26 protein-coding genes are annotated in these 23829 nt (G+C 39.6%); 20 read left to right on the top strand and 6 right to left on the bottom strand.

Features of this window, described 5'->3' with window-relative positions:
- Positions 1–4: 4 nt before the first annotated feature.
- The 3 genes from BBS29_RS04705 to tadA are packed head-to-tail and all read left to right on the top strand — an operon-like array spanning position 5 to position 2126.
- Entirely contained in the window at positions 5–958 is a 954-nt protein-coding gene (locus tag BBS29_RS04705) for an NAD-dependent epimerase/dehydratase family protein (RefSeq protein ID WP_068129480.1), read from the top strand.
- Between the two features lie 17 nt (positions 959–975).
- Positions 976–1653 carry an HAD family hydrolase gene (locus tag BBS29_RS04700; RefSeq protein WP_257009086.1) on the top strand — a complete coding sequence of 226 codons (678 nt, stop codon included), beginning with the start codon at positions 976–978 and terminating at the stop codon, positions 1651–1653.
- Positions 1653–2126: a tRNA adenosine(34) deaminase TadA gene (gene tadA, locus BBS29_RS04695; protein ID WP_068129478.1), complete on the top strand. Its 474-nt coding sequence runs from the start codon at positions 1653–1655 to the stop codon at positions 2124–2126. The genes BBS29_RS04700 and tadA overlap by 1 nt, the downstream gene beginning before the upstream one ends.
- A gap of 50 nt (positions 2127–2176) precedes the next feature.
- Here the strand turns inward: tadA and BBS29_RS04690 are convergent, their stop codons facing one another.
- The 5 genes from BBS29_RS04690 to thiD all read right to left on the bottom strand — a co-directional run bounded on the left by BBS29_RS04690 (position 2177) and on the right by thiD (position 5841).
- On the bottom strand, positions 2177–2368 hold the full coding sequence (locus BBS29_RS04690; protein ID WP_068129477.1) for a hypothetical protein: 192 nt from the start codon (positions 2366–2368) through the stop codon (positions 2177–2179).
- Between the two features lie 642 nt (positions 2369–3010).
- The gene (folE2, locus tag BBS29_RS04685; protein WP_068129476.1) at positions 3011–3889 is read right to left on the bottom strand and encodes a GTP cyclohydrolase FolE2; all 879 of its coding nucleotides are present in this window, start codon (positions 3887–3889) and stop codon (positions 3011–3013) included.
- 6 nt (positions 3890–3895) lie between these two features.
- Positions 3896–4582, bottom strand: a complete 687-nt coding sequence (bshB2, locus tag BBS29_RS04680; RefSeq protein ID WP_068129475.1) for a bacillithiol biosynthesis deacetylase BshB2 — start codon at positions 4580–4582, stop codon at positions 3896–3898.
- 18 nt (positions 4583–4600) lie between these two features.
- The gene (locus BBS29_RS04675; protein ID WP_068129474.1) at positions 4601–4963 is read right to left on the bottom strand and encodes a DUF1806 family protein; all 363 of its coding nucleotides are present in this window, start codon (positions 4961–4963) and stop codon (positions 4601–4603) included.
- A 47-nt stretch (positions 4964–5010) separates the two neighbouring features.
- Positions 5011–5841 carry a bifunctional hydroxymethylpyrimidine kinase/phosphomethylpyrimidine kinase gene (thiD, locus tag BBS29_RS04670; protein ID WP_068129473.1) on the bottom strand — a complete coding sequence of 277 codons (831 nt, stop codon included), beginning with the start codon at positions 5839–5841 and terminating at the stop codon, positions 5011–5013.
- A 113-nt stretch (positions 5842–5954) separates the two neighbouring features.
- Between thiD and BBS29_RS04665 the strand changes: the two genes are divergently transcribed.
- The 4 genes from BBS29_RS04665 (at position 5955) to BBS29_RS04650 (ending at position 9245) form a co-directional block, all read left to right on the top strand.
- Entirely contained in the window at positions 5955–6626 is a 672-nt protein-coding gene (locus BBS29_RS04665; protein ID WP_068129472.1) for a uracil-DNA glycosylase, read from the top strand.
- Positions 6607–6840, top strand: a complete 234-nt coding sequence (locus BBS29_RS04660) for a hypothetical protein (protein WP_068129470.1) — start codon at positions 6607–6609, stop codon at positions 6838–6840. The genes BBS29_RS04665 and BBS29_RS04660 overlap by 20 nt, the downstream gene beginning before the upstream one ends.
- 12 nt (positions 6841–6852) lie before the next feature.
- The gene (locus BBS29_RS04655) at positions 6853–7224 is read left to right on the top strand and encodes a DUF423 domain-containing protein (protein WP_068129468.1); all 372 of its coding nucleotides are present in this window, start codon (positions 6853–6855) and stop codon (positions 7222–7224) included.
- A 629-nt stretch (positions 7225–7853) separates the two neighbouring features.
- A complete protein-coding gene (locus tag BBS29_RS04650) occupies positions 7854–9245 on the top strand; it encodes an alanine/glycine:cation symporter family protein (protein WP_068129463.1) in 1392 nt (463 codons plus the stop codon).
- Between the two features lie 255 nt (positions 9246–9500).
- On the opposite strand, the gene hemQ is transcribed toward BBS29_RS04650, so the two are convergent.
- On the bottom strand, positions 9501–10250 hold the full coding sequence (gene hemQ / locus BBS29_RS04645) for a hydrogen peroxide-dependent heme synthase (protein ID WP_040928620.1): 750 nt from the start codon (positions 10248–10250) through the stop codon (positions 9501–9503).
- A 133-nt stretch (positions 10251–10383) separates the two neighbouring features.
- Between hemQ and BBS29_RS04640 the strand changes: the two genes are divergently transcribed.
- The 13 genes from BBS29_RS04640 to BBS29_RS04580 all read left to right on the top strand — a co-directional run bounded on the left by BBS29_RS04640 (position 10384) and on the right by BBS29_RS04580 (position 23827).
- Positions 10384–11160 (top strand): lipoate--protein ligase family protein, encoded by a 777-nt coding sequence (locus BBS29_RS04640; RefSeq protein WP_068129462.1) that lies wholly within the window; start codon positions 10384–10386, stop codon positions 11158–11160.
- A gap of 13 nt (positions 11161–11173) precedes the next feature.
- Entirely contained in the window at positions 11174–12463 is a 1290-nt protein-coding gene (locus BBS29_RS04635; protein WP_068129461.1) for an HD domain-containing protein, read from the top strand.
- 22 nt (positions 12464–12485) lie between these two features.
- Positions 12486–12992, top strand: coding sequence for a YwhD family protein (locus tag BBS29_RS04630; RefSeq protein ID WP_068129460.1), 507 nt, complete (start codon positions 12486–12488; stop codon positions 12990–12992).
- A gap of 181 nt (positions 12993–13173) precedes the next feature.
- Positions 13174–13557 (top strand): DUF1934 domain-containing protein, encoded by a 384-nt coding sequence (locus BBS29_RS04625; protein ID WP_068129459.1) that lies wholly within the window; start codon positions 13174–13176, stop codon positions 13555–13557.
- 1 nt (position 13558) lies between these two features.
- Positions 13559–15202: an arginine--tRNA ligase gene (gene argS, locus BBS29_RS04620; protein WP_068129456.1), complete on the top strand. Its 1644-nt coding sequence runs from the start codon at positions 13559–13561 to the stop codon at positions 15200–15202.
- Between the two features lie 27 nt (positions 15203–15229).
- Complete coding sequence (locus BBS29_RS04615; RefSeq protein ID WP_068129455.1) at positions 15230–16069, top strand: ABC transporter substrate-binding protein; 840 nt, start codon at positions 15230–15232, stop codon at positions 16067–16069.
- The gene (locus BBS29_RS04610) at positions 16062–17003 is read left to right on the top strand and encodes a FecCD family ABC transporter permease (protein ID WP_068129453.1); all 942 of its coding nucleotides are present in this window, start codon (positions 16062–16064) and stop codon (positions 17001–17003) included. The genes BBS29_RS04615 and BBS29_RS04610 overlap by 8 nt, the downstream gene beginning before the upstream one ends.
- A 35-nt stretch (positions 17004–17038) precedes the next feature.
- Positions 17039–19006, top strand: a complete 1968-nt coding sequence (locus tag BBS29_RS04605) for a S9 family peptidase (RefSeq protein ID WP_068129451.1) — start codon at positions 17039–17041, stop codon at positions 19004–19006.
- A complete protein-coding gene (locus BBS29_RS04600; protein WP_068129449.1) occupies positions 19006–20094 on the top strand; it encodes a M24 family metallopeptidase in 1089 nt (362 codons plus the stop codon). Before BBS29_RS04605 ends, BBS29_RS04600 begins: the two co-directional genes overlap by 1 nt.
- A 14-nt stretch (positions 20095–20108) precedes the next feature.
- Positions 20109–21521, top strand: coding sequence for an aspartate ammonia-lyase (gene aspA / locus BBS29_RS04595; RefSeq protein ID WP_068129447.1), 1413 nt, complete (start codon positions 20109–20111; stop codon positions 21519–21521).
- Between the two features lie 82 nt (positions 21522–21603).
- Positions 21604–21825 carry a type II toxin-antitoxin system RelB family antitoxin gene (gene relB, locus BBS29_RS04590; protein ID WP_068129445.1) on the top strand — a complete coding sequence of 74 codons (222 nt, stop codon included), beginning with the start codon at positions 21604–21606 and terminating at the stop codon, positions 21823–21825.
- Positions 21825–22091, top strand: a complete 267-nt coding sequence (locus BBS29_RS04585; RefSeq protein ID WP_068129443.1) for a type II toxin-antitoxin system RelE family toxin — start codon at positions 21825–21827, stop codon at positions 22089–22091. Before relB ends, BBS29_RS04585 begins: the two co-directional genes overlap by 1 nt.
- Before the next feature lie 128 nt (positions 22092–22219).
- Complete coding sequence (locus tag BBS29_RS04580) at positions 22220–23827, top strand: alanine/glycine:cation symporter family protein (RefSeq protein WP_068129441.1); 1608 nt, start codon at positions 22220–22222, stop codon at positions 23825–23827.
- The last annotated feature ends 2 nt before the right edge of the window (positions 23828–23829 follow it).

Genomic DNA, 23829 nt, shown 5'->3' with positions numbered 1-23829 from the left:
CATCGTGGAAAAGTTTTTAGTGACTGGAGCTTTAGGACAAATTGGGACCGAACTCGTCGTACGTTTAAGAGAAATTTACGGCGAAGAAAATGTGTTACCAACGGATATTCGTATGCCAGAACGTGGACCGATGGTCGGCAAATCGTTTGAGATTTTAGATGTGACAGATAAAGAACGCGTTATGGAGGTCGTTGAAGCGTTCCAGCCGGATTCGATTCTCCATTTAGCGGCGTTACTCAGTGCGACTGCTGAAGAAAATCCAGAGCTCGCTTGGCATATTAATATGGGTGGCTTATTTAACACGATTGAAGCGGCTCGTATTTATGGTACGCAGTACTTTACACCAAGCTCGATCGGAAGTTTTGGTCCGAGCACGCCTAAAGATAATACACCACAGCACACACTGATGCGTCCGACGACGATGTACGGTGTGAACAAAGTGGCAGGAGAACTTCTTTTAGATTATTACTACACGAAGTTCGGCGTCGATACACGTTCTGTACGTTTCCCTGGTTTAATTAGCTTTATGCAAGAGCCGGGTGGCGGAACGACAGACTACGCGGTCGAAATTTATTTCGATGCGATTCGTAAGGGCGAGTACACGTCCTTTATCGACAAAGGGACTTACATGGATATGATGTTTATGGATGATGCAATCGATGCGATTATCGACTTATTACATGCAGATCCAGAAAAATTAAAAACGCGTAACGCGTTTAACGTTTCAGCGATGAGTATTGAACCTGAAATGGTTGCAGAGTCGATTCGTAAACACATTCCAGATTTTAAACTGAATTATGATGTTGACCCTGTGCGCCAAGGGATTGCAGAGTCATGGCCAAACTCACTCGATTGTAGTGAAGCAAAAGAGCAGTGGGATTTTAATCCGAAATATGATTTAGATAAAATGACAGAAGTGATGCTTAAAAACATCAAAGTAAAAGTGACAGAGCAGTAGGTGATTTTTTGGTAAAAGTGATCGCTTATGACAAAGACGGCACATTACTAAATTACGAAAAAATATGGACGCCGTTCGCGAAGGCGAGTTTAGACGCGTTTGAAGCACATTTTGACCTTGGATATGACGAGGCGTTTAGACGTGAGGTCGGGTTTGTTGATGAAAAAATTCAGCCGAACTCGATGCTTGCTTCTGGAACAGGGCGAGACATTCAAAATGCGTATGATAGACGCGCATATGGTGGTGGCGATTGGGCAGAAGAGTATTATTTAAAACACGTTCATAAATACTTAAATAACATGGAGCTACTTCCTGGTGCTGTCGAAGCGTTAAGAGAAGGACAGCGACTCGGCTATAAAAATGCGATTGTGACGTCTGACTCGAGACTAAGTACAGAAGCATTTTTAAAGAAATTTAATTTAAACGAACTCGTCGATTTTGTGATTGCTGGAGATGATTCAATCTATTCTAAGCCAGACGTTGAAGTTTTGGATACGATCATTGAAGCGGGTTATACGTATGATGAAATCGCAGTTGTCGGAGATAATTATACGGATACGCAACTTGGAAAAGATGATGGTGTCACGACAATTGGAGTACTAAGTGGCACGTCGACTCGAGAGTTTTTAAGTGACGCAGATCATATTGTTGACGGTGTGCATGAATTATTTAACGGTGGGAAGTTTATCGTCTAATGAACCACGAAAAATATATGCAACACGCAATTATAGAAGCTAAAAAAGCAGCGGAGATTGGTGAAGTACCGATCGGAGCAGTCATCGTAAAAGATGACGAAATCATCGCTCGCGCACATAACTTACGTGAAACATCACAGCAACCGACAGCCCACGCGGAACTTCTTGCGATAGAATCCGCATGTGAAGCGCTCGGCACATTCAGGCTCGAAGAGTGTACACTTTATGTGACACTCGAGCCGTGCGTTATGTGCAGCGGGGTGATTATAATGAGCCGTATCCCAACTGTCGTTTACGGAGCGTCTGACAAAAAAGGCGGCACAGTCGACAGTTTAATGCATTTACTGAATGAGAAGCGGTTCAATCACCAAGCAGAAGTAGTTGCTGGTGTTTTAGCAGATGAATGTGGACAGATGCTCACAGACTTTTTTAAAGAGTTGAGAGCGAATAAAAAACGAAAACGCCTTAAGTGAAACGCGGGCTTGAAATGATGATATTTCAAGCCCACACTTAAAGGCGTTTTTTATTTGAATTCGTCTGGTTTTCCGAGAAGTAATAAAGAAACAGCAACGACGAGTACTGCACACATAATCGAGTACATTAAAATACTCGAAATACTACCAGACGGAGATTCGACAAGGTTATTAATCGTATTAAACACTAAAAACGCGATCAACATGACGCGCAGTGCGTAGAAAATTCGAGTTTTGTTCATAAAATAGCGTCTCCTTAACGGTTTATATGTCTTAACTATAACGAAGTGAGCGAAAAAAGGCGAGGAGCTGGTCAAACAAAGTAGAGAGCAGGTTTTTATTCTTTTAAATAGTAGAGTGATGGATATAAAGTGTAATAATACTTTTTCGTCTGGATTTATCTAACAAAAATATCGTGATTTTGTTAATTATCCGGATATATTTAACAAATTCTGGTCGCCGAGCGTAATTTTTGTTAAATATAATTTTTTATCTAACAAAAATTGATGAAAAACTCGCGAATCTGTTAATTAAATCAATATATCTAACAGATTCAACTAATTTTTGTAAATAAAATCAGGCTCACAGTATCTTTTCATCTTTTAAGAGTAAAAGCACAACCTTTCCAAAATTTATCTAACAAAAATATCGTGATTGTGTTAATTATCCGGATATATTTAACAAATTCTGGTCGCCGAGCGTAATTTTTGTTAAATATAATTTTTTATCTAACAAAAACTGATGTAAAACTCGCGAATCTGTTAATTAAATCAATATATCTAACAGAATTGACTATTTGTTGTTAAATAAATCCCATCATACACACACATCACGAACAACTCCAAACAAAAAAGCTAGACCCGCCTAGGTCTAGCTCACATTTATTATTTCTCAAATCTCATACGGCTGAATGCATCGTGTTGGTGTATGCTTTCTTCGTTGCGGCACTCGATTTCAAATGCCTTAACCCATGGTAGATCATGAATATCGTATGCGACGAGGCGAATGAGGTCTTCAACGAAACGTGGATTTTCATACGCGCGTTCTGTGACCATTTTTTCATCTGTTCTTTTTAAAATCGGGTACAGCTGACTCGATGCGTTAATTTCTAACGCTCGGTAGACGATTTCTTTGTAATCAGCAGGTACTTCTTCGTTTTCATCGATATCTAGAAGCACCGTTATAAATCCGCGCTGGTTGTGCGCGCTGTACTCACTGATTTCTTTTGAACATGGGCATAGCGTCGTGACGCTTGCTGTCATACCAAACTGTGTTTTTGTCACAGCGTCATCCGTGTATTCCATATGATAACGTACGTCCGCGTGTGCTACCGCATCAAGTTCAGTGCCAGGTGACGGTTTGTTAAAGAACCATGTGGACTCGACAGTGAGTTCAGATGATTCTTGGTTCATACGTTCTTTTAGTACTGCGAGTACTTTTTCTAGCGTATCAAATTCAAGTAGAATTCCGCCGTCATTTTGAGTTTGTAACGACTCTAAAATTCGGCTCATGTTGATCCCTTTTTCGTCACGTCGTAAACTCGTTGCGAGTTCGAATTTCCCAACAGATTGGTAATCTCCAACTCGAACAGGGTACGTCAGGTTATTGATACCGACAGATTGTACGTCAAAGAGGAAGTCTTTTTTCGTATTCTGTAAGTCGGCCATTTCTTCTTTCGTTTTTGGCTTTGTCCCTTTAATTGGATCGACCGAACCAAAGTGTTTATATCGCGCTTCGCGATTTGAAAGATCTATATTCGTCATGCTTAGCTACTCCTTATTTTTCCAATCATTAATATCGTAATAATAGAAGTTTTCTTTTTCAAACCAACGCTCGCGTGCCTCTTTACTAAATTGAGTATCTTTGCATAACTCGATTAACAGCTTTTCAGTTTGAGATTTATGTGCAGCGAGTACTTCTTTTTTACGTTCAGCATACTTTTTAATATCCGTTTGAAGTGTTGGTTCGCCTAAATCAGCAAACGTACGCTTATCAAATGCGACGAGCGTTAGCGTTGGGCGCTTACTTTCTTCCATTTCAGCGACGACGTTCAATACTGCTTCAGCAGTCGCTTCGTGATCCGGGTGTACGCTGTATCCCGGGTAAAATGTAATTAAACGCGTTGGCTCTGTGTCTTCAATTACTTTTCGTATATCATTTTCAAGTAATTCTTGATCTTCAAACTCGAGTGTCTTATCTCTATAATCTAAAAATCTCACGTCTAAATCCATGAGTCGTGCCGCTTCTAGTTGTTCTTGTTTACGTAATTTAGACAGTGTTTCACGCGTCACTGGTGGGTTACCGATGTTGCGCCCCATATCACCATACGTTAAGCACGCATACGTCACCGGCACGCCCATATCTCGGTACGTCATTATCGTTCCTGCAACACCAAACGCTTCGTCGTCTGGGTGAGGGTAAATAATTAGTACATGATTTTCTTTTTCAAGTGACATAATATCCCTCGTTCAATCTTATTTTTTCAGTTTCTCTCGACTAATTTCTAATGCAGCAGCAAGTTTTCCGTCGTGGTCAATACCATGTAGGATAAAGACCCCGTCCTCAACAGTGTAATGAGACAGACCAGTCACGTATACCCATCCGTCATTGTCGAGTTTAAGGCCAACGCGGTATTCAAAATTACCGCCACCTTTAAGCGTCCCCTCAGTGTACTTGATTTGGACGTTTCGGACAAACGTGCCTGTATTAAATTTAGTATCATCGTTATGGCTTGCATACACGCCACTCGTTACTTCAACGTATAAGTAAACAGGTTCGTTTTTATGTGCATCGAGTAGGCGCTGTACTTCAGCTTCATCAATTCGTTTTAATCCCATTATAATCCTCCATAATATAATAAGAGAGATAAAAATCTCTCTTACCGTTATAGTGGTTTCACTTGTACGTCTACTGTACCAACTTTATTGTATGCGTTGTGTCTCACAACTCCAACGTGTTCGTTCATTTGTGAACCGTGCTTAATTGCCGATGCGACAAATGCTTTTGCTGCTTTAACCGCTTCAAGTGGTTCTAAACCATTCGTAAAGTTCGATGCGACTGCTGCAGCGAATGTACATCCTGCACCGTGGTTATATGCTTTTTCTAATTTATCTGCATATAATCCGTAGAAGCTTTCACCGTCGTAGAAGATGTCTAGTGCTTCATCGACTTGAAGGTCTGTACCACCTTTAATTACGACGTATTTAGGGCCGTATTCGTAAATCTTTTTAGCCGCTTCTTTTACTTCTTCAACTGTTTTTGGTGTTTTTATACCAGCTAAGTTACCCGCTTCAACTAAGTTCGGCGTTACGATTGTTGAAATCGGTAGTAATTCTTTTTGCATGCTGTCAACAACGCCTGGGTTTAATACTGTGTCGTCACCTTTACATACCATCACTGGGTCGAAGATGAAAAACTCCGCGTCACTTTTTTTGATTGCTTCGCTTGCGCGTGAAATGACATCCTCATTTGGGAGCATTCCTGTTTTAACAGTATTTGGGCTTAGAGAAAGTGCTGTTTCGAGTTGTTCATCTAACACTTCTAATGGAACATGGTGTACGCGGTGAGACCACGTATTTGGGTCCATTGACACGATTGTAGTGAGTGCACAAAAACCGTATAAATCATGATCTTCAAATGTCTTTATATCTGCTGCGTAACCAGCGCCTCCTGAGACGTCTGTTCCCGCAATTGTAAGTACTTTTTTCTGCGTCATATTACTCATTCTCCTATCCTAGACAATAATGATTATATTTTACTATATAAAGTGCTCTTTATCTACATTGATGCTTAACTTAAATGGTATACTGTGAATGTAGGAGGCCTGCTATGAATTGGTCAGAGTGTTTTAAAATAATTAAACAAAAATGTGATTTTACCGAGCTTGAAACAGTGCTCGAAGATAAATATCGTGACGGTGTTGTTTATCCAAAGCGAGATGAAATATATCGTGCGTTTCAGTTAACACCGTTTCAAGACGTGAAAGTCGTCATACTTGGTCAAGATCCGTACCACGGTGAGAACCAAGCGTATGGACTTGCGTTTAGTGTACGTCCTGATGTGACGGTACCGCCGAGTTTACGAAATATGTATAAAGAACTTGAAAATGATCTCGGTGTAAAACGTACTGACGGTGACCTTTCAGATTGGGCGCGTGAAGGGGTGCTACTGTTAAACACTGTGTTAACCGTCGACGCACATAAAGCAAACTCACACCGAGGTATCGGCTGGGAGTGCTTCACTGACTCAATTATCGAAACGCTAAGTAACGAACGTGACGGACTCGTGTTTATTTTATGGGGGAATCCCGCAAAGAAAAAAATAAAGTTAATCGATACGTCAAAACATAAAGTTATTACCGGTGTGCACCCGAGTCCGCTCGCTGCAAATAGAGGTGGATTTTTCGGGACGAATCCGTATAGTAGGGCGAACGCGTACTTAATCGAACAAGGAAAATCGCCAATAGATTGGAGTGAACAATTTGAGAAAAAAGGTCATTAACTCAATTAAAAACGAACTTGATTTATATGAAACGTCAAACGACGAAAAGCATTTATATACAGTTGAAAAATTGGTACAATTATTAAAAGATAAACCACCCGTTGACGATGAGCCTACACTCGACGTGAAAAAAGAGGCGCGTCCGTTAAAAAAATGTACGCTCGATAACACGTATATTGCGGGCGAATCGAATACGTCGATTTTTGATTTTTAAGGAGATTAGAAAATGAGAATGTTAATTATACTCGGTGCAGTGAACGCACTCATCAGTGTCGCTGCAGGTGCGTTTGGCGCACACGGTTTAGAAGGAAAGTTATCCGAACATTATTTAGAAGTGTGGGAGACAGCGTGTAGATATCAAATGTATCATGCGCTCGGGTTGATTTTACTCGGTGTATTAAATGGTGTGACAGGAACTACAATGTTTAATGCAGCAGGAATCGTAATGTTCATCGGAATTCTATTATTTGCAGGATCGCTATTTGTTTTATCGACGACAGGCATTGGTATCCTCGGCGCGATTACACCAATCGGAGGCGTGATGTTTATCGCGTCATGGGTCATGGTAATCGTCCAAATTTTAAAAGTGAAGATGTAATGATAAGCACCTCTTTTGTGAGGTGCTTTTTTGCGGGTGATGAAAAGCTGGTTGCTTGGTTCGCCGGGTATCGGGCTTTTCATCTTTTTATTTACAAAAATTAGTTGAATTTGTTAGATATATTCGGATAATTAACAGAATCTCAGGTTTTTCATCAGTATTTGTTAGATAAAAAATTATAATTAACAAAAACCGTACCAAGCAGCCGAAATATGTTAAATAAACCCGGATAATTAACAAAAATGCGAAATTCTTGTTAAATATATTTGGATGATGTTGTATTTTTACCATTTAAAGATGAAAAAACCACTACCGGCCCGATCTTATTAACAAAAAATAGTCAAATCTGTTAAATATATCGAGATAATTAACAGAATCTCGGGTTTTTCATCCCTTTTTGTTAGATAAAAAATTATAATTAACAAAAACCGTACCAAGCAGCCGAAATATGTTAAATAAACCCGGATAATTAACAAAATCATGATATTTTTGTTAGATAAACACGCACAGAAGTGCTTTTTCTCCTTTTAAAGTTAAAAAGACGCTCCCAGGTCCGTACACCAACCCACTCCAATGTTTAAAAATAAACGTTTAGTGCTAAAGTACATATAACTTAAGGGGTGAACTGTATGTTAGATCAATTTTTGGTGTTCGTTGATAAGGTGAACGGCGTCATATGGGGGCCGGCGGCCTTAGTGTTTTTAGGTCTCGTCGGGATTTACTTAACCGTTGGTACGAAGTTCGTACATATTAAAAATTTCTTTAAAATTATTAAACAGTCGTTTAGTGGGTTAAATGACGATAAAGATGAAAAACAAGATGGCGACTTAACATCGTTACAGTCAATGTTTGTATCGTTATCATCTGTCATCGGTATGGGAAGTGTCGTTGGTGTTGCGAGCGCGTTAATTAGCGGAGGGCCTGGTGCACTTCTTTGGATGTGGATCGCTGCCTTTATCGGAATGGTGATTAAATACTCTGAGATTATTTTAATCGTCATGTTCCGTGAGCAAAAAAGCGACGGTACATATGTCGGAGGACCTGCGTTATACGTGCGTAAAGGTCTTGGCCTAAAATATTTAGGTGAAGTAATCGTTGTACTTATGGTACTTGTCTGTCTCGCGAGTGCGATGATTCAGTCTAACGTGACGGTGTCGAACATGACAAATATCGCGCCGCACTTATCGAACTACCTGTATATCTTAGCAGCAGTTAACGTCGTGATTGTTGGGATTGTCATTGTCGGTGGTGTTAAACGTATCGGAAGTGTCGCAGAAAAACTCATTCCGTTTATGTCGCTTTTTTACATTATCGTCGCGACGATTGTGATTATTATTCACTATAAAGATATTATCCCTGCAGTCCAGCTTGTGTTTTCATCGGCATTTAGTCCGGCTGAAGCAGGTGCAGGATTTGCAGGTTACGGAATTATGAAAGCTATGCAGTATGGTATCGCGCGTGGATTTTTCGTTTCAGGAGCAGGGCAAGCAGTATTCACAGTATCTCACGCACCAGCTCGTGTTAAAAATCCAGTCGAACAAGCAGTGTTTGGTGTAACAGAAGTATTTTTAGTCACTGTCGTCTGTACATTTACAGCGCTCGCGCTACTGACGAGTGGAGTTGAACTAGAAGGACAAGACGCGGGGACTATCGTTGCACAAGTATTCGGAGATATTTCTCCGATATTAGGTATCGCAGTTGGTATCGCGACGATTTTATTTGCATATAGTACTGTAATCGGACTTGGCTACGTCGGTGAATCGCAACTTTCGACAATTACTTCAACTAAGAAAGCGCGCATCTACCGCTATATCTTTTTAGTTGCAGTATACATTGGTGGAATCGGCGGATTAAAAGCCATTTGGGATTTAACAGACGTCTTCTTAGGACTTGTCATGTTCGTAAACTTAATCGTTATGCTTCTTTTAAGTAAAAAGATATTCAAAGCGAGCAATGATTACTGGGGAGATGAAGGACAAAGTAGCGGACTCACTGCAGGATGCAGCAAAAACAAAAAATAATTTTCAACATTACCATTTAAAGATAAAAATAGCCTGTACTCGTTAAGGAAATCCTCCCAACGTGAGTACAGGCTGTTTTATTTATTTTTTGCGTTTTTTCTTCTTTGTATCGTCTTCACCGAGTACTTTGTCGACAACTTTTGCGACGACGATCGGTGCTAAAAATACAATTGCACGTTTGATTAATTTATTCATTCGTTTCTCCTCCTGACCGAGATACTATACTATACTCGTTTTCAAGGATTTTCAAACGTTTTAAATTTGGAAGAACTCTTGTAATCCTTCTTTTCTTAAACGTACACCGACGTAGAAGTCGCCGAACACACCGTAGCGTGCACTTGTTTCGTCGAATCTCATTTCGTAAATAATGTTTTTGAATTCGAGCATATCGTCAGATAATAGCATGACGCCCCACTCATATAAGTCGAGTCCTTGTGACCCTAAAATGTACTGTTTAATTTTACCTGCGTATTTACGACCGATCATCCCGTGGTCTCTCATTAAATCACGGCGACGTTCGATTGGTAACATGTACCAGTTATCGTCGAGGTCACGTTTTTTATCCATCGGATAGAAACAGCAGTACTGTGCGTCCATTAATTCTGGATATAATCTGCTTCTTACATATGGGTTTTCGTACGGATCTTCGTCTGAATCTTTCGCGAGATAGCTAGACATTTCAATCGCTGAGAAGTACGAATACTCAGGAATTAAGAAGTCGCTAATTTTTAACTTGTTCAGTTCGTTTTCAAGCGCGTTTAACTCTTCAACTGTCGGGCGTAGGAACCAAAGTAAGATGTCTGCTTTTTGACCAGTAATGTTGTACATCGTGTGGTCGCCTTCTTTTTTCTCGCTGACTGCTTCGCTCTTTTCTAAGAACGTTTCAAACTCGCGAACGATTTCCTCTCTTTCTTCATCAGTAAGCATTCTTAACGCTGGCCAGTCTACGTTATATAAAAGATGTAAACTCCACCAGCCGTCTAAAGTTTTAACTGCTTCGCTCATTTATATCTCTCCTTAAAATATTTACCTAATTTTAGTGTACAGTCTGTTCGGCTGAATTCAAACACCAAATATCGAAAATTTGTGACAAAAGCAGTATAATATTCCTATGTAAAGAACTTTAGGAGACAAGCCATTGCAAAACACCGTATTATTTTATCCAAAAGAGTATACTGAACATCCGTTTGATTCGTTTGCATATGACGACGTGCTTCAACACCTCGTATCAGAAGATGAAACACCCCGCGTCAGAAGCTGGGTGCATGACAACTTTATAATACTCGGTCTTCAAGATATGCGTTTAGAACATCTCGACGAAGGATTAAAAGTACTCCGTGAAAAAGACTATCACTACATCGTTAGAAATAGTGGTGGACTTGGAGTTGTGCTAGATGGTGGTGTGCTAAATGTATCGCTCGTCATTCCGAAAAAAGACGCTCCGTCGATCGATGACGGATATGATAAGATGCTTGAAATCATTCAAAAAAGTTTTCCGGAATTAGAAATTAAAGCGTATGAAATTGTCGGAAGTTATTGCCCGGGAAGTTATGACTTATCTGTCGATGGTAAAAAATTTGCAGGCATTTCACAGCGACGTATTAAAGAAGCGGTTGCTGTACAAATTTATTTAGCCGTAGAAGGATCCGGAAGTAAACGCGCTGAAGTAATGAAAGACTTTTATGACGTCTCTTCCAATCCACCAAGATTAGACATGAACCCGGATGTCATGATTTCTCTATCAGAACTGATAGACGGACTTACAGTGACAGAAGCTGAAGAGAGAATATTAAAAACGGTAGAAACGCTCTTTGGTGTCATTCAAAAAAGTGAGCATTTAACTAACGACGCTCTCGAGTTATTTAATAAACAACGTGAGCGCATGGTGGAGAGAAACGAACGTTTAAACGATTGAGGTGATATCGATAATGACCGATTATAAATACGAGCAACTCGAATCAGAAAAAGTGTTTAAAGACCCAGTCCATAGTTATATTCACGTGACAGATCGTGTTATTTGGGATCTTATAAAGACAAAAGAATTCCAAAGGCTTCGCCGAATTAAACAGCTCGGTACGTTATATTTCGCATTTCCGTCAGCTGAGCATTCACGGTTTACACATAGTTTAGGCGTGTATGAAATCGTTCGTAAAATGGTCGAAAGCTTTTCTCGGTATAAAAAATGGACAAAAGACGACCGGCTACTAGCTTTATGTGCTGCGTTATTACATGATATCGGGCACGGACCGTTTTCACATTCGTTTGAAAAGATTTTCGGAACAGACCACGAAACGTATACTAAAAAAATAATACTCGGGGACACAGAAGTGAACCGCGTATTAAAACGTGTTGACGAGTCGTTTCCTGAAGCAGTTGCGAGCGTTATTTCACATACTCACGAAAACAAACTGATTATCTCGATGATATCGAGTCAAATCGACGCAGACCGGATGGATTACTTGCAGCGTGACTCGTATGTGACAGGCGTTGAATATGGTAAATTCGATATCGACCGTCTGCTTCGAGTGATGGTCCCTTCAAAAGATGAAGTACTCATCAAAGATAGCGGTATGCACGCAGTCGAAGATTATTTAATGAGTCGCTATCAAATGTACTGGCAAATATATTTCCACCCGGTATCACGTGGGGGGGAAGTGTTGCTGACACTAATTTTTAACCGTGCAAAAGAATTATATGAAAGAGGCTACGTCTTTAAACAGCCTCCGAAGTATTTAATCCCGTTCTTCGAGAAGCGTGAAACTGTTCATGATTATTTAATACTCGACGAGACTGTTATGAATTTTTATCTACAAGAGTGGGTGGAAGAGGTCGATGAAATACTCAATGAACTTGCTGATCGGTTCGTGAACCGAAAATTATTTAATTACGTACCGTTTTACGATGGGTTTATTACGTATTCGGAATTAGAAAGCTTATTTGAAGCAGCGGGTATCGATCCTAAATACTTTTTACTTACAGATAAATATTCTGATATGCCGTATGACTACGACCGACCAGGGTCTTCGCGTCAGCCGATTCACATATTAAAAGAATCCGGAAGCATTCGAGAAATTAGTGCCGAATCTGTAGTCATACAAGCGATTACAGGGCTCGACCGGTCGAATGCGAAGTTATATTATCCAAAAGAGAAAGTTATGCGTATTAAAGATGATACAATTAAAAAGAAGATCTTAAACTTATTAAATGAGTTATCGTAAATGATGTTTAGGAGGATTAACTGTGTCAAAAAAACCAGGATTTCAATTTAACATTATAAAAAATGACGAGTTAGATGGTCATAAAGGTGCAATGATTATTGAAGACGTTGCGCCAGTGTATATCGATCTCACCGAGCAACGACCGTTCGTCGACATGGGTGGGCTTCACGGGCGTGCAAAACCGGAAAAGGGCGTCAAATGGTTCACAGATATGAGTGAAGCGTTAGAAGAAGAAGGCGAGCGTAATGATTATAATTTAATATGGATGGCTTTAGATAAAGACGAACGAGGTGTGTATTATAGCGGAGTGACGTCGTGTTACTTTATGACGAATAAAGTCGGACGTAGACGCCGCGGGTATAAAATGATGCACGAACACGTGAATAGTTTAGACCACGCAATGAAAGGACGTTATCGTCTCGAAGAGTTAGACGACAAAACAAAACAAACGTTAATCGAATTTTTAAAAGAACGCGATCCAGTCGCGTGGGAAAACTCAACAGAACTCCACGAGTACCTCGGTGTATAAATATTAATTTTCATTTGATTAATTCAAAAAGAAAAGGTACAATAATCTTTAGTTATATCAGATAACTAAGACACTAAAGGTGGAGCGATTGCTCTGCCTTTTTTTCTTTTATGTAACAGTCGTTTTAAAAAGAATCGACACTAAATTATGTTATAATTACTCATTATGGTGGTGACGAATTGTGTATCGATTAAAACAGACAATTAAACAAAAGAGTGGACGCGAAAACTTTTCACAAACAGTTAAAGTCGAAAAGATTTTAAAAGGGAATCGCACGTTTTTAAAATACGATGAAATGCTGAACGGAGAGACTGTTCCAGTTATTTTAAGTATAGAAGACGACGTCGTGCGTATTATGAGAAGCGGTCCAGTGACGATGAAGTTCCAATTCGTAAAAGGCAAGCTGACGGACACTGTCTATGAAACAGTCGCAGGGCGCCACCGATTTAAAGTGTATACTACTGAAGTTAAAACGGCTGAGGACGAGGTCCTTATCTCGTATAAGTTATTTGAAAACGATGAAATACTAGGACATTATAAATATCATTTAAAGAAAGAGGCATAATATGGACTTAAAAGCGCATTTAGTAACGGTTATTGAAGACGCACTCAAACAATCTGAATTAGTAGAAGAAATTCCACACATTAAAATTGAAATCCCAAAAGATAAATCAAACGGAGATTTCTCAACGAATATCGCAATGGCACTCACGCGTACGTTAAAGCGTAATCCACGTGAAATCGCAGAGGAAATCGTTCAACATATCGATAAAGAAAAAGGCGATATCCGTGAAATCGACATCGCTGGACCAGGGTTCATTAACTTTAAAATGAACGAAGGCTCCCTCACTAAAATTATCGATGAAGTCCTCGATAAAAAAGAAAACTACGGACGTAGTGAGAAAAAAGACGTAAAAGTATTATTAGAATTCGTTTCTGCGAACCCAACAGGGTCACTCCACGTCGGTCACGCAAGAAACGCAGCAGTCGGTGATACGTTAGCGAATATTTTAGACTACGCGGGATACGATGTCACGCGTGAATACTATATAAACGACGCGGGGAACCAAATTCATAATTTAGCATTATCTATTAACGCAAGATACTTTGAAGCGTTCGGAGAGCCGTTAGAAATGCCTGAAGACGGCTACCGTGGTAAAGATATTAAAGCGATCGGAGAACGTTTAAAAAACGAACATCCTGAATATAAAGATTTAGATGAAAAAACACGTATCTCTAAATTTAGAGCGCTCGGTGTCGAATATGAAATGGCGCAATTAAAACAAGACTTACAAGACTACCGTGTATCATTTGATAACTGGTTTAGTGAAACGTCACTATACGAAAAAGGTGAAGTCGAAGAAGCGTTAGAAATTATGACGAAAAACGGTCATACGTATGAAGCAGATCAAGCGATCTGGTTAAGAACGACGGACTGGAAAGACGATAAAGACCGCGTCCTTAGAAAAACGGACGGGACATACACGTACTTCATGCCAGACATTGCGTACCATTACGACAAATTAAGACGTGGTTATGATTTATTAATCGACTTATTTGGTGCAGATCACCACGGTTACATTAACCGTATTAAAGCGTCGATTGGTGCGCTCGGTGAAGACCCTGAGAAATTACAAGTAGAAATTATGCAGATGGTCCGTTTAATTCAAGATGGCGAAGAAGTTAAGATGAGTAAACGTACAGGAAATGCGGTGACGTTAAGAGAGTTAATGGACTTAATTGGTGTCGATGCTGCACGTTACTTCTTAGCGATGCGTAGTGCAGACACGCCGTTTGATTTTGACTTAGATTTAGCTTTATCAGAGTCGAGCGAAAACCCGGTCTATTACGTTCAGTATGCACACGCGAGAATTTGTAGCATTTTAAAACAAGCAGAAGAAGCAGGATTTAACTTAGATAGAAGCAAATCACTAGACGTGATCACGCACCCTCAAGCACTTGAGTTATTAAAGCAAGTCGGTAACTTTAAGCGTACGATCGAAAGTGCGGCTGAAGCCCGCGCAAACCATAGAATTACAAATTATGTCGAAACACTTGCATCAGAATTCCACAAATTCTACAACCAAGAAAAAGTGCTCGGCGAAGACAAAGAAAAAACATACGCGTATTTATTAATGATTGAAGCGGTACGTCAAACGATTGAAAACGCACTGACAATCATCGGCGTGAGCGCACCAAAATCGATGTAAAACTAAATATAAGTGAGGTATTTGTCTATGAAGCGTGTTTTATTACTAATAGCAATTTTTATGTTATCTGCATGTAGCCAAGAAGATGATTCGAGTTTACGTATCGTATCACTTATCCCGAGTAACACGGAAATCGTAAATGAGCTTGTCGGTACGGATTACTTTGTCGGTATTTCATCAGTAGACAACTATCCAGAGTCTCTAAATGACAGCGACATCGCAAAAATCGATACTTTTAACATCAACCCTGAAGAAGTAATTCAGTTAAAACCGACACATATTATTTCACACGAATCTATAAGTGAAAGTGCGAAAGCTGAAATTGACCAAATCGTTGAAGCAACGAATGCAGAATTACTCGTCATTAACGATGCGAAAACGCTCGACGACGTATTTACGTCAATTAAACAGATTGGTGAGTTTTTAAATGTATCAGATAAAAGTGATGCACTCGTTGAAAAAATGAAAGATGAGCGTGAACAACTCATTGAACAATATAAAAATACCGATGAAAAAACAGCGTTTGTGTTAATCACTACGCCACCTGACATTTACGTCGCAGCCAATGATACGTTTATGAGTAGTGTGTTAAATGACATTAACATCGTAAACGTGTTCGACGACTTACAAGACTTCCCGATGGTCGATGTTGAAGCGGTCGTTGAAAGAAGTCCAGAGTACCTCATTTCTGCAACAGGTATTTCCAAAGAACAGGTGAGTCATGTCGTAAACGATGAGAAAGCATTTAAAGACATGCCGTTTACAGATGAAGAAAAATTATGTGTACCAAATGTCGATGAAATCTCTCGACCAGGTCCACGTATTCTTTCAGCGATGAAAGACATTGCGGAATGTGTCCATGAATAAACAATATGTAGCGCTTGCGAGTATACTCATTGGAGTTATACTCGCATCTTTAGTTATCGGGACAATTAACGTATTTGAGGGGCATTTTAATATCGTGTATAGTATTCGGCTTCCGAGAATTTTATTTGCGGTGCTTGGAGGCGCGGTACTGTCTATTTGTGGTGCGGTATTTCAAATTTTACTAAATAACCGTATGGCAGATAGTTTTACGCTCGGTATGGCAAACGGTGCAGTCATCGGTGCGGCAATCGCGATTTATATTAGTGCATCGTTTTACTTCATCCCGTTATTTGGTGTCGTCGCGGGACTCATCTCACTATTTTTAGTGCTTTTTATCGCAAAGCAAATCGATTCAATGTTGAGACCAGAAACACTCGTCATTACAGGTGTATTATTTTCGACGTTGTTAAGTGGTGTGTTATACATCATCATTATGCTCGATCCGACGAAAACGAAATCAATTGTACAATTTATGTTCGGTAGTTTTTCAGGCAGTCGATATGAATTTATAAGCCTCGTTTTCGTTTGTTTTATCGTCAGCCTTGTTGTGTTATTTAAATCATCACGAGACCTCGACTTACTGACGCTTGGTGAATTACGTGCGTTTAGTCTTGGTGTAGACGTTTCTAAATTACGGCTAAAGTTACTGATAGTCATGGCGATTCCGTCACTCGTACTACTTAGTTTTACAGGCATTATCGGCTTTATAGGAATCATCGTGCCACAAATGATTCAGTACATTAGACCAAGAAAAGCAAAAGAGCTGTTTATATTATCTGGATTTTACGGTGCGATTTTACTCGGTGTGGTCGACACAATCGCGCGAACGATTTTGTCACCGATTCAACTTCCAACCGGCGTCTTACTTAGTATTTTTAGTGTGCCACTTATATTATTTTTAATGTATAAGAGATTTCTTCAAAAGACGATATAAAACATGATAAAATTATTTTAAAAGGGGAGAATCTTATGAAGCACATTTCAATCGAAGATATTTTTAACATCAAATCCGTGAGTGCGCCAAAGGCGATTCCTGGACATGGTGTGACGTATTACGTCACAACGATAAACGAAAAAGATAACAATTACGTCACGCATCTACACGAAGCGACAGAGCTCGGCTTAAAGCAGCTGACGTTCGATAAAGGGCGCATCTCGCAAGTCGATCATTCTAACGACGGGAACTTAACGTTATTTGTCGCTAAAGGAGATAACGATAAGCCACAAATCTTTTTATTAAGACGTACTGGTGGGGAAAGAGAGCAGTTAACGTCTGAAGACGAGGGCGTATCAGAGCCGCGTTTTTCTAACGACGGCACGGCAGTATTTTATCATGTAAATGTTAAAGAAGAAGACGACAAAAAAGAAGACGATGATAAGAAAGACGACAAAAAGCAACCCGTACATATTACGAACATGAAATACAAAATCGACGGTGCACCAGGACCGTTTGGTTATGTACCTGAAAAGAAGCAAGTCGTTAAGAAAATAGATATCGACACACGTGAAGTTGAAACCGTTTGCTCTGGTGAAGCGGATTATTTGTTTATGGCAGAGTTATCTGACGGCATCATTTACACGACGAATGAAAGTGACGACCCGGACTTCAATTTTACGAACACGCTATACGTTCGTCGTAACGGCGAAGACAAAGTCGTAACGCTTCAAGACAAATCAGTTTACGGCGTTGAAGTATCAAAAGATGAAAAACACGCATTACTTTTAACGACAGATTATAACTATAAAAACGCAGCACACTTAACTATTGAGTTATTATCACTTGACGACTTTACGTTGACAGACGTCACTGGTAAACTCGACCGACCAACTGGGTCAGCAGTCGTTCAAGACGTTCAACAATCTGAAGAGTCACGCGTCGTTAAGTTTGTATCGAATCATGATTTTGTGTTCTTACTTTCTGAAGATGGTGCAGTGAATCTTTATAAAGGGAACATCGACGGAGAAGTTCGACCGTTACTTCAAAGTGAGCACAACATTTTCGGAATGGATGCTAGTGATGATACGGTATATTTAACGATTTCTACACCAGTATCACCGAGTGAGTTATATCAGTTCGATTTAGACAATGAAACACTGACGCAACTCACTGAAGTAAACAAAGAATTCGTCGACTCAAAGGAAATCGTTGAGCCAGAATCGATTCGCTTTAACAGTTTTGACGATGAAGAAATTCACGGTTGGTTTATGAAGCCAGCTGGATTTAAAGATGGAGGAAAATATCCGCTCGTTGTGAACGTGCACGGTGGACCACATGCGTTTTACGCACATACATTCTTCCATGAAATGCAAGTGTTAGCAGGACTTGGATACGCAGTATTATTTACAAATCCACGCGGTTCTCATAGTTACTCTCAGAAGTTTGTCGATCACGTACGCGGAGACTACGGTAACACAGATTATAAAGATGTGATGGCGTCAGTCGATTACGTATTAGACACGTATGATTTTATCGATGAAGATAGACTCGGTGTAACTGGTGGAAGTTACGGCGGATTTATGACGAACTGGATCGTCGGGCATACGAACCGCTTCAAAGCTGCCGTGACACAGCGTTCGATTTCAAACTGGATTAGCTTTAGAGGCGTATCAGATATCGGATACTACTTTACAGATTGGCAAATTCAAGCAGGCGTCGATGACATCGACACGTTATGGCACCATTCACCGCTTAAATATGTCGACAATGTAGAAACGCCATTACTCATTTTACACAGTGAGTATGACTTTAGATGTCCAATCGAGCAAGCGGAGCAGTTATATATCGAACTTAAATATCGTAAAAAGACAGCGGAATTTGTTCGCTTCCCTGATGCGGACCATAACCTTTCAAGAACGGGTCTTCCACATTTAAGAGTTAAACGTCTTGAATATATGACAGATTGGTTTAAAAAATATTTAAATGAGGAGAATCATTAATGAATCAAAAAGCACATAGTCTTACAGAAACACTAGAAACGGATTACGCGATTATTACAAATCCGATGAACGTATTTTACTTTTCAGAGGCTAACCTTAGCCCACACGAGCGTCTACTCGCACTCATCATCGATAAAGAAAATAAACAATCGACGATTGTCTATCCAAAACTCGATGAAGAAACAGTGAAGAGAGATGCTACAGTAGATGTGTTAAAACCACATAAAGACGGTGAAGATGCATTTCAATATATATTTGAAAGCATTCCTGAAGGTAAAACGATTGGTGTTGAGGGCGATCATTTAACGTATGACCGATATAAACGTCTACTTGAAAAGTATGATGATGAAAACATCAAAGATATTTCAAATACGTTAAGCGAACTACGTGGTATCAAAAATGACGAAGACTTAGTACATCTACAAGACGCTGTAAAAATTACAGAAGACACACTCAAAGAGTTATACAATATTACTGTTGAAGGTAAAACTGAAATGGAAATTGCTGACTTTTTAGTTGCGGAATTTAAAAAGCGCGGTGCAGTTGGACCATCATTCGGACCAACGGTACTTGCAGGTAGTAAATCAGCGTTACCACATGGTGATTCAGGAGACCGTGTCATTAAAAAAGGAGACTTTTTACTCATCGACTTCGGTATCGTCACAAAAGAGAATTACGTTTCAGACATGACACGTACGTTTTTCATCGGAGAACCAGATGAAAAACAACGAGAAATTTACAACTCAGTGTTAAACTCAAACTTAGCAGGTATTAAAGCAAGTACAGTCGGTACGAAGTTTAGTGACATCGACAAAGCATCGAGAGACGTTATTGAAAACGACGGCTACGGAGAGTACTTTACGCATAGAGTCGGTCACGGACTCGGTCATGACTTACATGAAAGACCATCTGTAGACGACAATAACCACGACGAACTAAAAGAAGGTAATGTTATTACGATTGAACCAGGTATTTACATCGAAGGATACGGCGGAGTCCGTATTGAAGACGCGATATTTGCATCAGAAGAAGGACCAATCGTCATAAACGAATTTAAAAAAGATATAGATTCAATGATTTTAAAATAGAGTGAGGGTAAATTATGGCTCAGAATACAAGAATAGAATCTGATTTCCTTGGTGAAAAAGAAATATCAAACGATGCATATTACGGATGTCAGTCGCTACGTGCAAAAGAGAACTTTCCAATTACAGGACATACGTTAAATATCGATTTAATTCGTGCATTAGCGATGGTTAAAAAAGCTGCAGCGATTGCAAACTATAAAACAGGCCAATTAGAAGAAGATAAAAAGAACGCGATTGTTGAAGCGTCTGAAGAGATTATTAACGGTGAACATATCGATCACTTTATCGTCGATTCGATTCAAGGTGGCGCTGGTACGTCAATGAATATGAACGCAAACGAAGTGATCGCAAACCGCGCGCTTGAAATTCTCGGTAGAGAAAAAGGAGATTATGATTATATTTCTCCAAACAACCACGTAAATATGGCACAGTCGACAAACGACGCTGTACCTACAGCAATTCACTTAGCGATTATGATGCGCGCGGAGCGACTGCTCGACGTAATCGAACATATGGAAGAAGCGTTTAAAGAAAAATCAATTGAGTTTGATGGCTACATTAAAATGGGGCGTACGCATTTACAAGATGCGATTCCAATTCGTCTCGGCCAAGAGTTTGGTGCATATGCTCGTGCGATTGGACGCGATAAAAAACGTATTCGTCATACGCTTGAAGATTTAAAAGAAGTAAATATCGGTGCGACAGCTGTCGGTACTGGTCTTAATGCGAGTGTTGAATATATCGAGCACGTCGTTAAAGAGTTAAGCGAAATTTCAGGATATGACTTAGTTTCTGCAGATAACTTAGTCGACGCAACGCAGTTTACAGATAGTTATGTACAAGTGTCTGCAAGCTTAAAAATTATGATGACGAACATGTCAAAAATTGCAAACGACATTCGTATGATGGCGTCTGGACCAAAAGCTGGTTTATATGAAATTAAATTACCAGGACGTCAACCAGGTTCATCGATTATGCCAGGTAAAGTGAACCCGGTAATGCCTGAGATGATCAACCAAGTGTCGTTCCAAGTATACGGAAATGACTTAACTGTATCACTCGCGTCAGAAGCGGGACAGTTCGAGTTAAACGTTATGGGACCAGTGCTCGTCTATAACTTATTACAGTCTATCGACATTATGCATAACGGATTTAAAGCATTCACAGATTACTGTGTTGTCGGAATTACGCCAAACAAAGAAATCATGGAAAACTACGTCAACGAATCACTCGGAGTCATCACGGCGCTCGTACCACATATCGGTTACAAGCAGTCATCAGAACTCGTAAAAGAAGCACTATTAACAGGAAAAGGTGTGCGTGAACTTATACTCGAGCACAGCATCCTCACAAAAAATCAGCTCGATCACGTACTCAACCCTTACGAAATGACAAATATCGGTATATCAGAATTACCAGAAGCATAGGGGAATGTTATATTCAATTGTATAAGATGACTTAACACTCAAAATGTGTTACAATGTGATACACGAAGGGGGAGTGTTTTAAATGCCTACAGTTACTGTTAGACTTAACAATGAAGAAAACAAGCTATTCAATGAATATGCAGAGATTCATGATATGCCTCTATCAACAATATTAAAAGAAACTCTTAAAGAGAAGATGGAAGACGACTACGATATGGCTTTAATCAAAGAATATGAGCAAAATGATAACACTTCTGAAGTCACGTATACACATGATGAAGTTAAAGATATCTTAGGTTTCTAATGAAATACCAAGTTATATACAGTAAAAGAGCAGTTAAAGAACTGAAAAAATTAGATAAATCTCAAAGTAAGCTTTTAATTAGTTGGATAGAGAAAAATTTAAAAAACACTGAAAATCCTAGAAAGCATGGTAAAAATCTAAAAGGTGTTCTAAATGAGTACTGGAGATATCGTGTAGGAAAATACAGAATAATATCTATTATTGATGATAATAAAATTATTATTAATATTATCTCGGTAGGTCATCGATCAAATATATATAAGTAATACAAAAATATGGCAAGGTCTAAATAAATTAGGCCTTGTCATTTTATTTCCTAAAAATAGTTGTAAAGGCTTACATTAAATATTATAATAGCAATATATTTATAAAACTTATGTTAGGGGGAATTCACATGGATTTTCTTGATAATTTGGTAGCGTTTTTATTAGATCTCGTATGGAGTAAACCTCTCGTTTATGGGCTTTTACTAACGGGGATTTTATTTACGCTTATGTTAAAGGTGTTCCAGCTGAGACACTTTAAAGAGATGATTCGTTTAATGTTTAGAGGAGAAAACTCACCGAAAGGGATTACGAGTTTCCAAGCACTTTCTCTATCACTAGCGGGACGTGTTGGTACTGGTAACATCGTCGGAGTATCTACAGCTATTTTCATCGGTGGACCTGGTGCGGTATTTTGGATGTGGGCGACAGCATTTTTAGGTGCGAGTACAGCATTCATTGAATCGACACTCGGACAAATCTATAAACGTGAAGAACGCGGAGAATACCGCGGGGGACCTGCGTACTACATGGAGTACGGTATTAACAATAAGTTCGGTAAGATTTTAGGGATTACCTTTGCGATTGTAACGGTAATTGCAACAGGACTGTTACTACCAGGGGTACAATCAAACGCAATCGCGTCAGGATTACATAACGCATGGGGCATCCCACACTGGATTGTCGGAGCAGTTCTTGCGATTTTACTCGCTTTAATCGTATTCGGCGGATTAAAATCTATCGCAAACGTTGCAACAGCAATCGTGCCATTCATGGCAATTATTTATATTTTAATGGCAATTGTCATTATCGTAATTAACATTGCAGACGTACCTGCGATGTTCGCACTAATTTTTAAATCAGCATTTAACTTAGAAGCAACGTTCGGTGGTATTTTAGGTGCGATGATTGAAATTGGTGTAAAACGTGGTCTTTATTCTAACGAAGCAGGACAAGGAACAGGACCACACGCTGCAGCTGCTGCAGAAGTTTCTCACCCTGCAAAGCAAGGGTTAGTACAATCATTCTCAGTATATATCGATACGTTATTCGTATGTACAGCAACAGCGTTAATCATTTTACTCTCAGGAACGTATAACACAACAGACGGTCAAACGTTAGCAGACGGACGTCCTAGCTTACTATTTGATGGTGAAGTTTACGTTCAATCAGCAGATGGTACAAAGGATTACTCAGGAACAGCGATGTACGTTCAAGCAGGGGTAGACAAAGCATTTGAAGGCGCATCATATGTCTTTGATCCAACATTTGCAGGATTAGGCTCTAAATTCGTTGCGGTCGCATTATTCTTCTTTGCATTCACAACGATTTTAGCTTACTCATATATGGGAGAGACAAACATCTCCTACCTAACTCGGAACTTGAGTGATAATGCTACAAAAGTTGCGATCAACTTTGTACGTGCATTACTCATCTTCGCGACAGTGTTCGGTACAATTCGTACGGCAGCACTCGCGTGGGACTTCGGGGACTTAGGTGTTGGTATGATGGCTTGGCTAAACTTAGTCGCAATATGGATACTGTTTAAACCAGCCGTACGGGCACTAAAAGACTACGAGTCACAGATGAAAGAAAAAGGGTCTGGAAACTACGCGTTATATTCACCTTCTAAAGAAGAAATACCAAACGCAGTATTCTGGCAACATGATTACCCAGAGCGTCTAAATAAAACAGGTGAAATTGAAACGTTTAACGAATGGAAAACAAATAAAAAATAATC

This window comes from Nosocomiicoccus ampullae (assembly GCF_001696685.1).
GTDB classification, from domain to species: domain Bacteria; phylum Bacillota; class Bacilli; order Staphylococcales; family Salinicoccaceae; genus Nosocomiicoccus; species Nosocomiicoccus ampullae_A.
The sequence above is the reverse complement of the archived record's forward strand: the minus strand, read 5'-3'. Positions and strand labels throughout refer to the sequence as shown.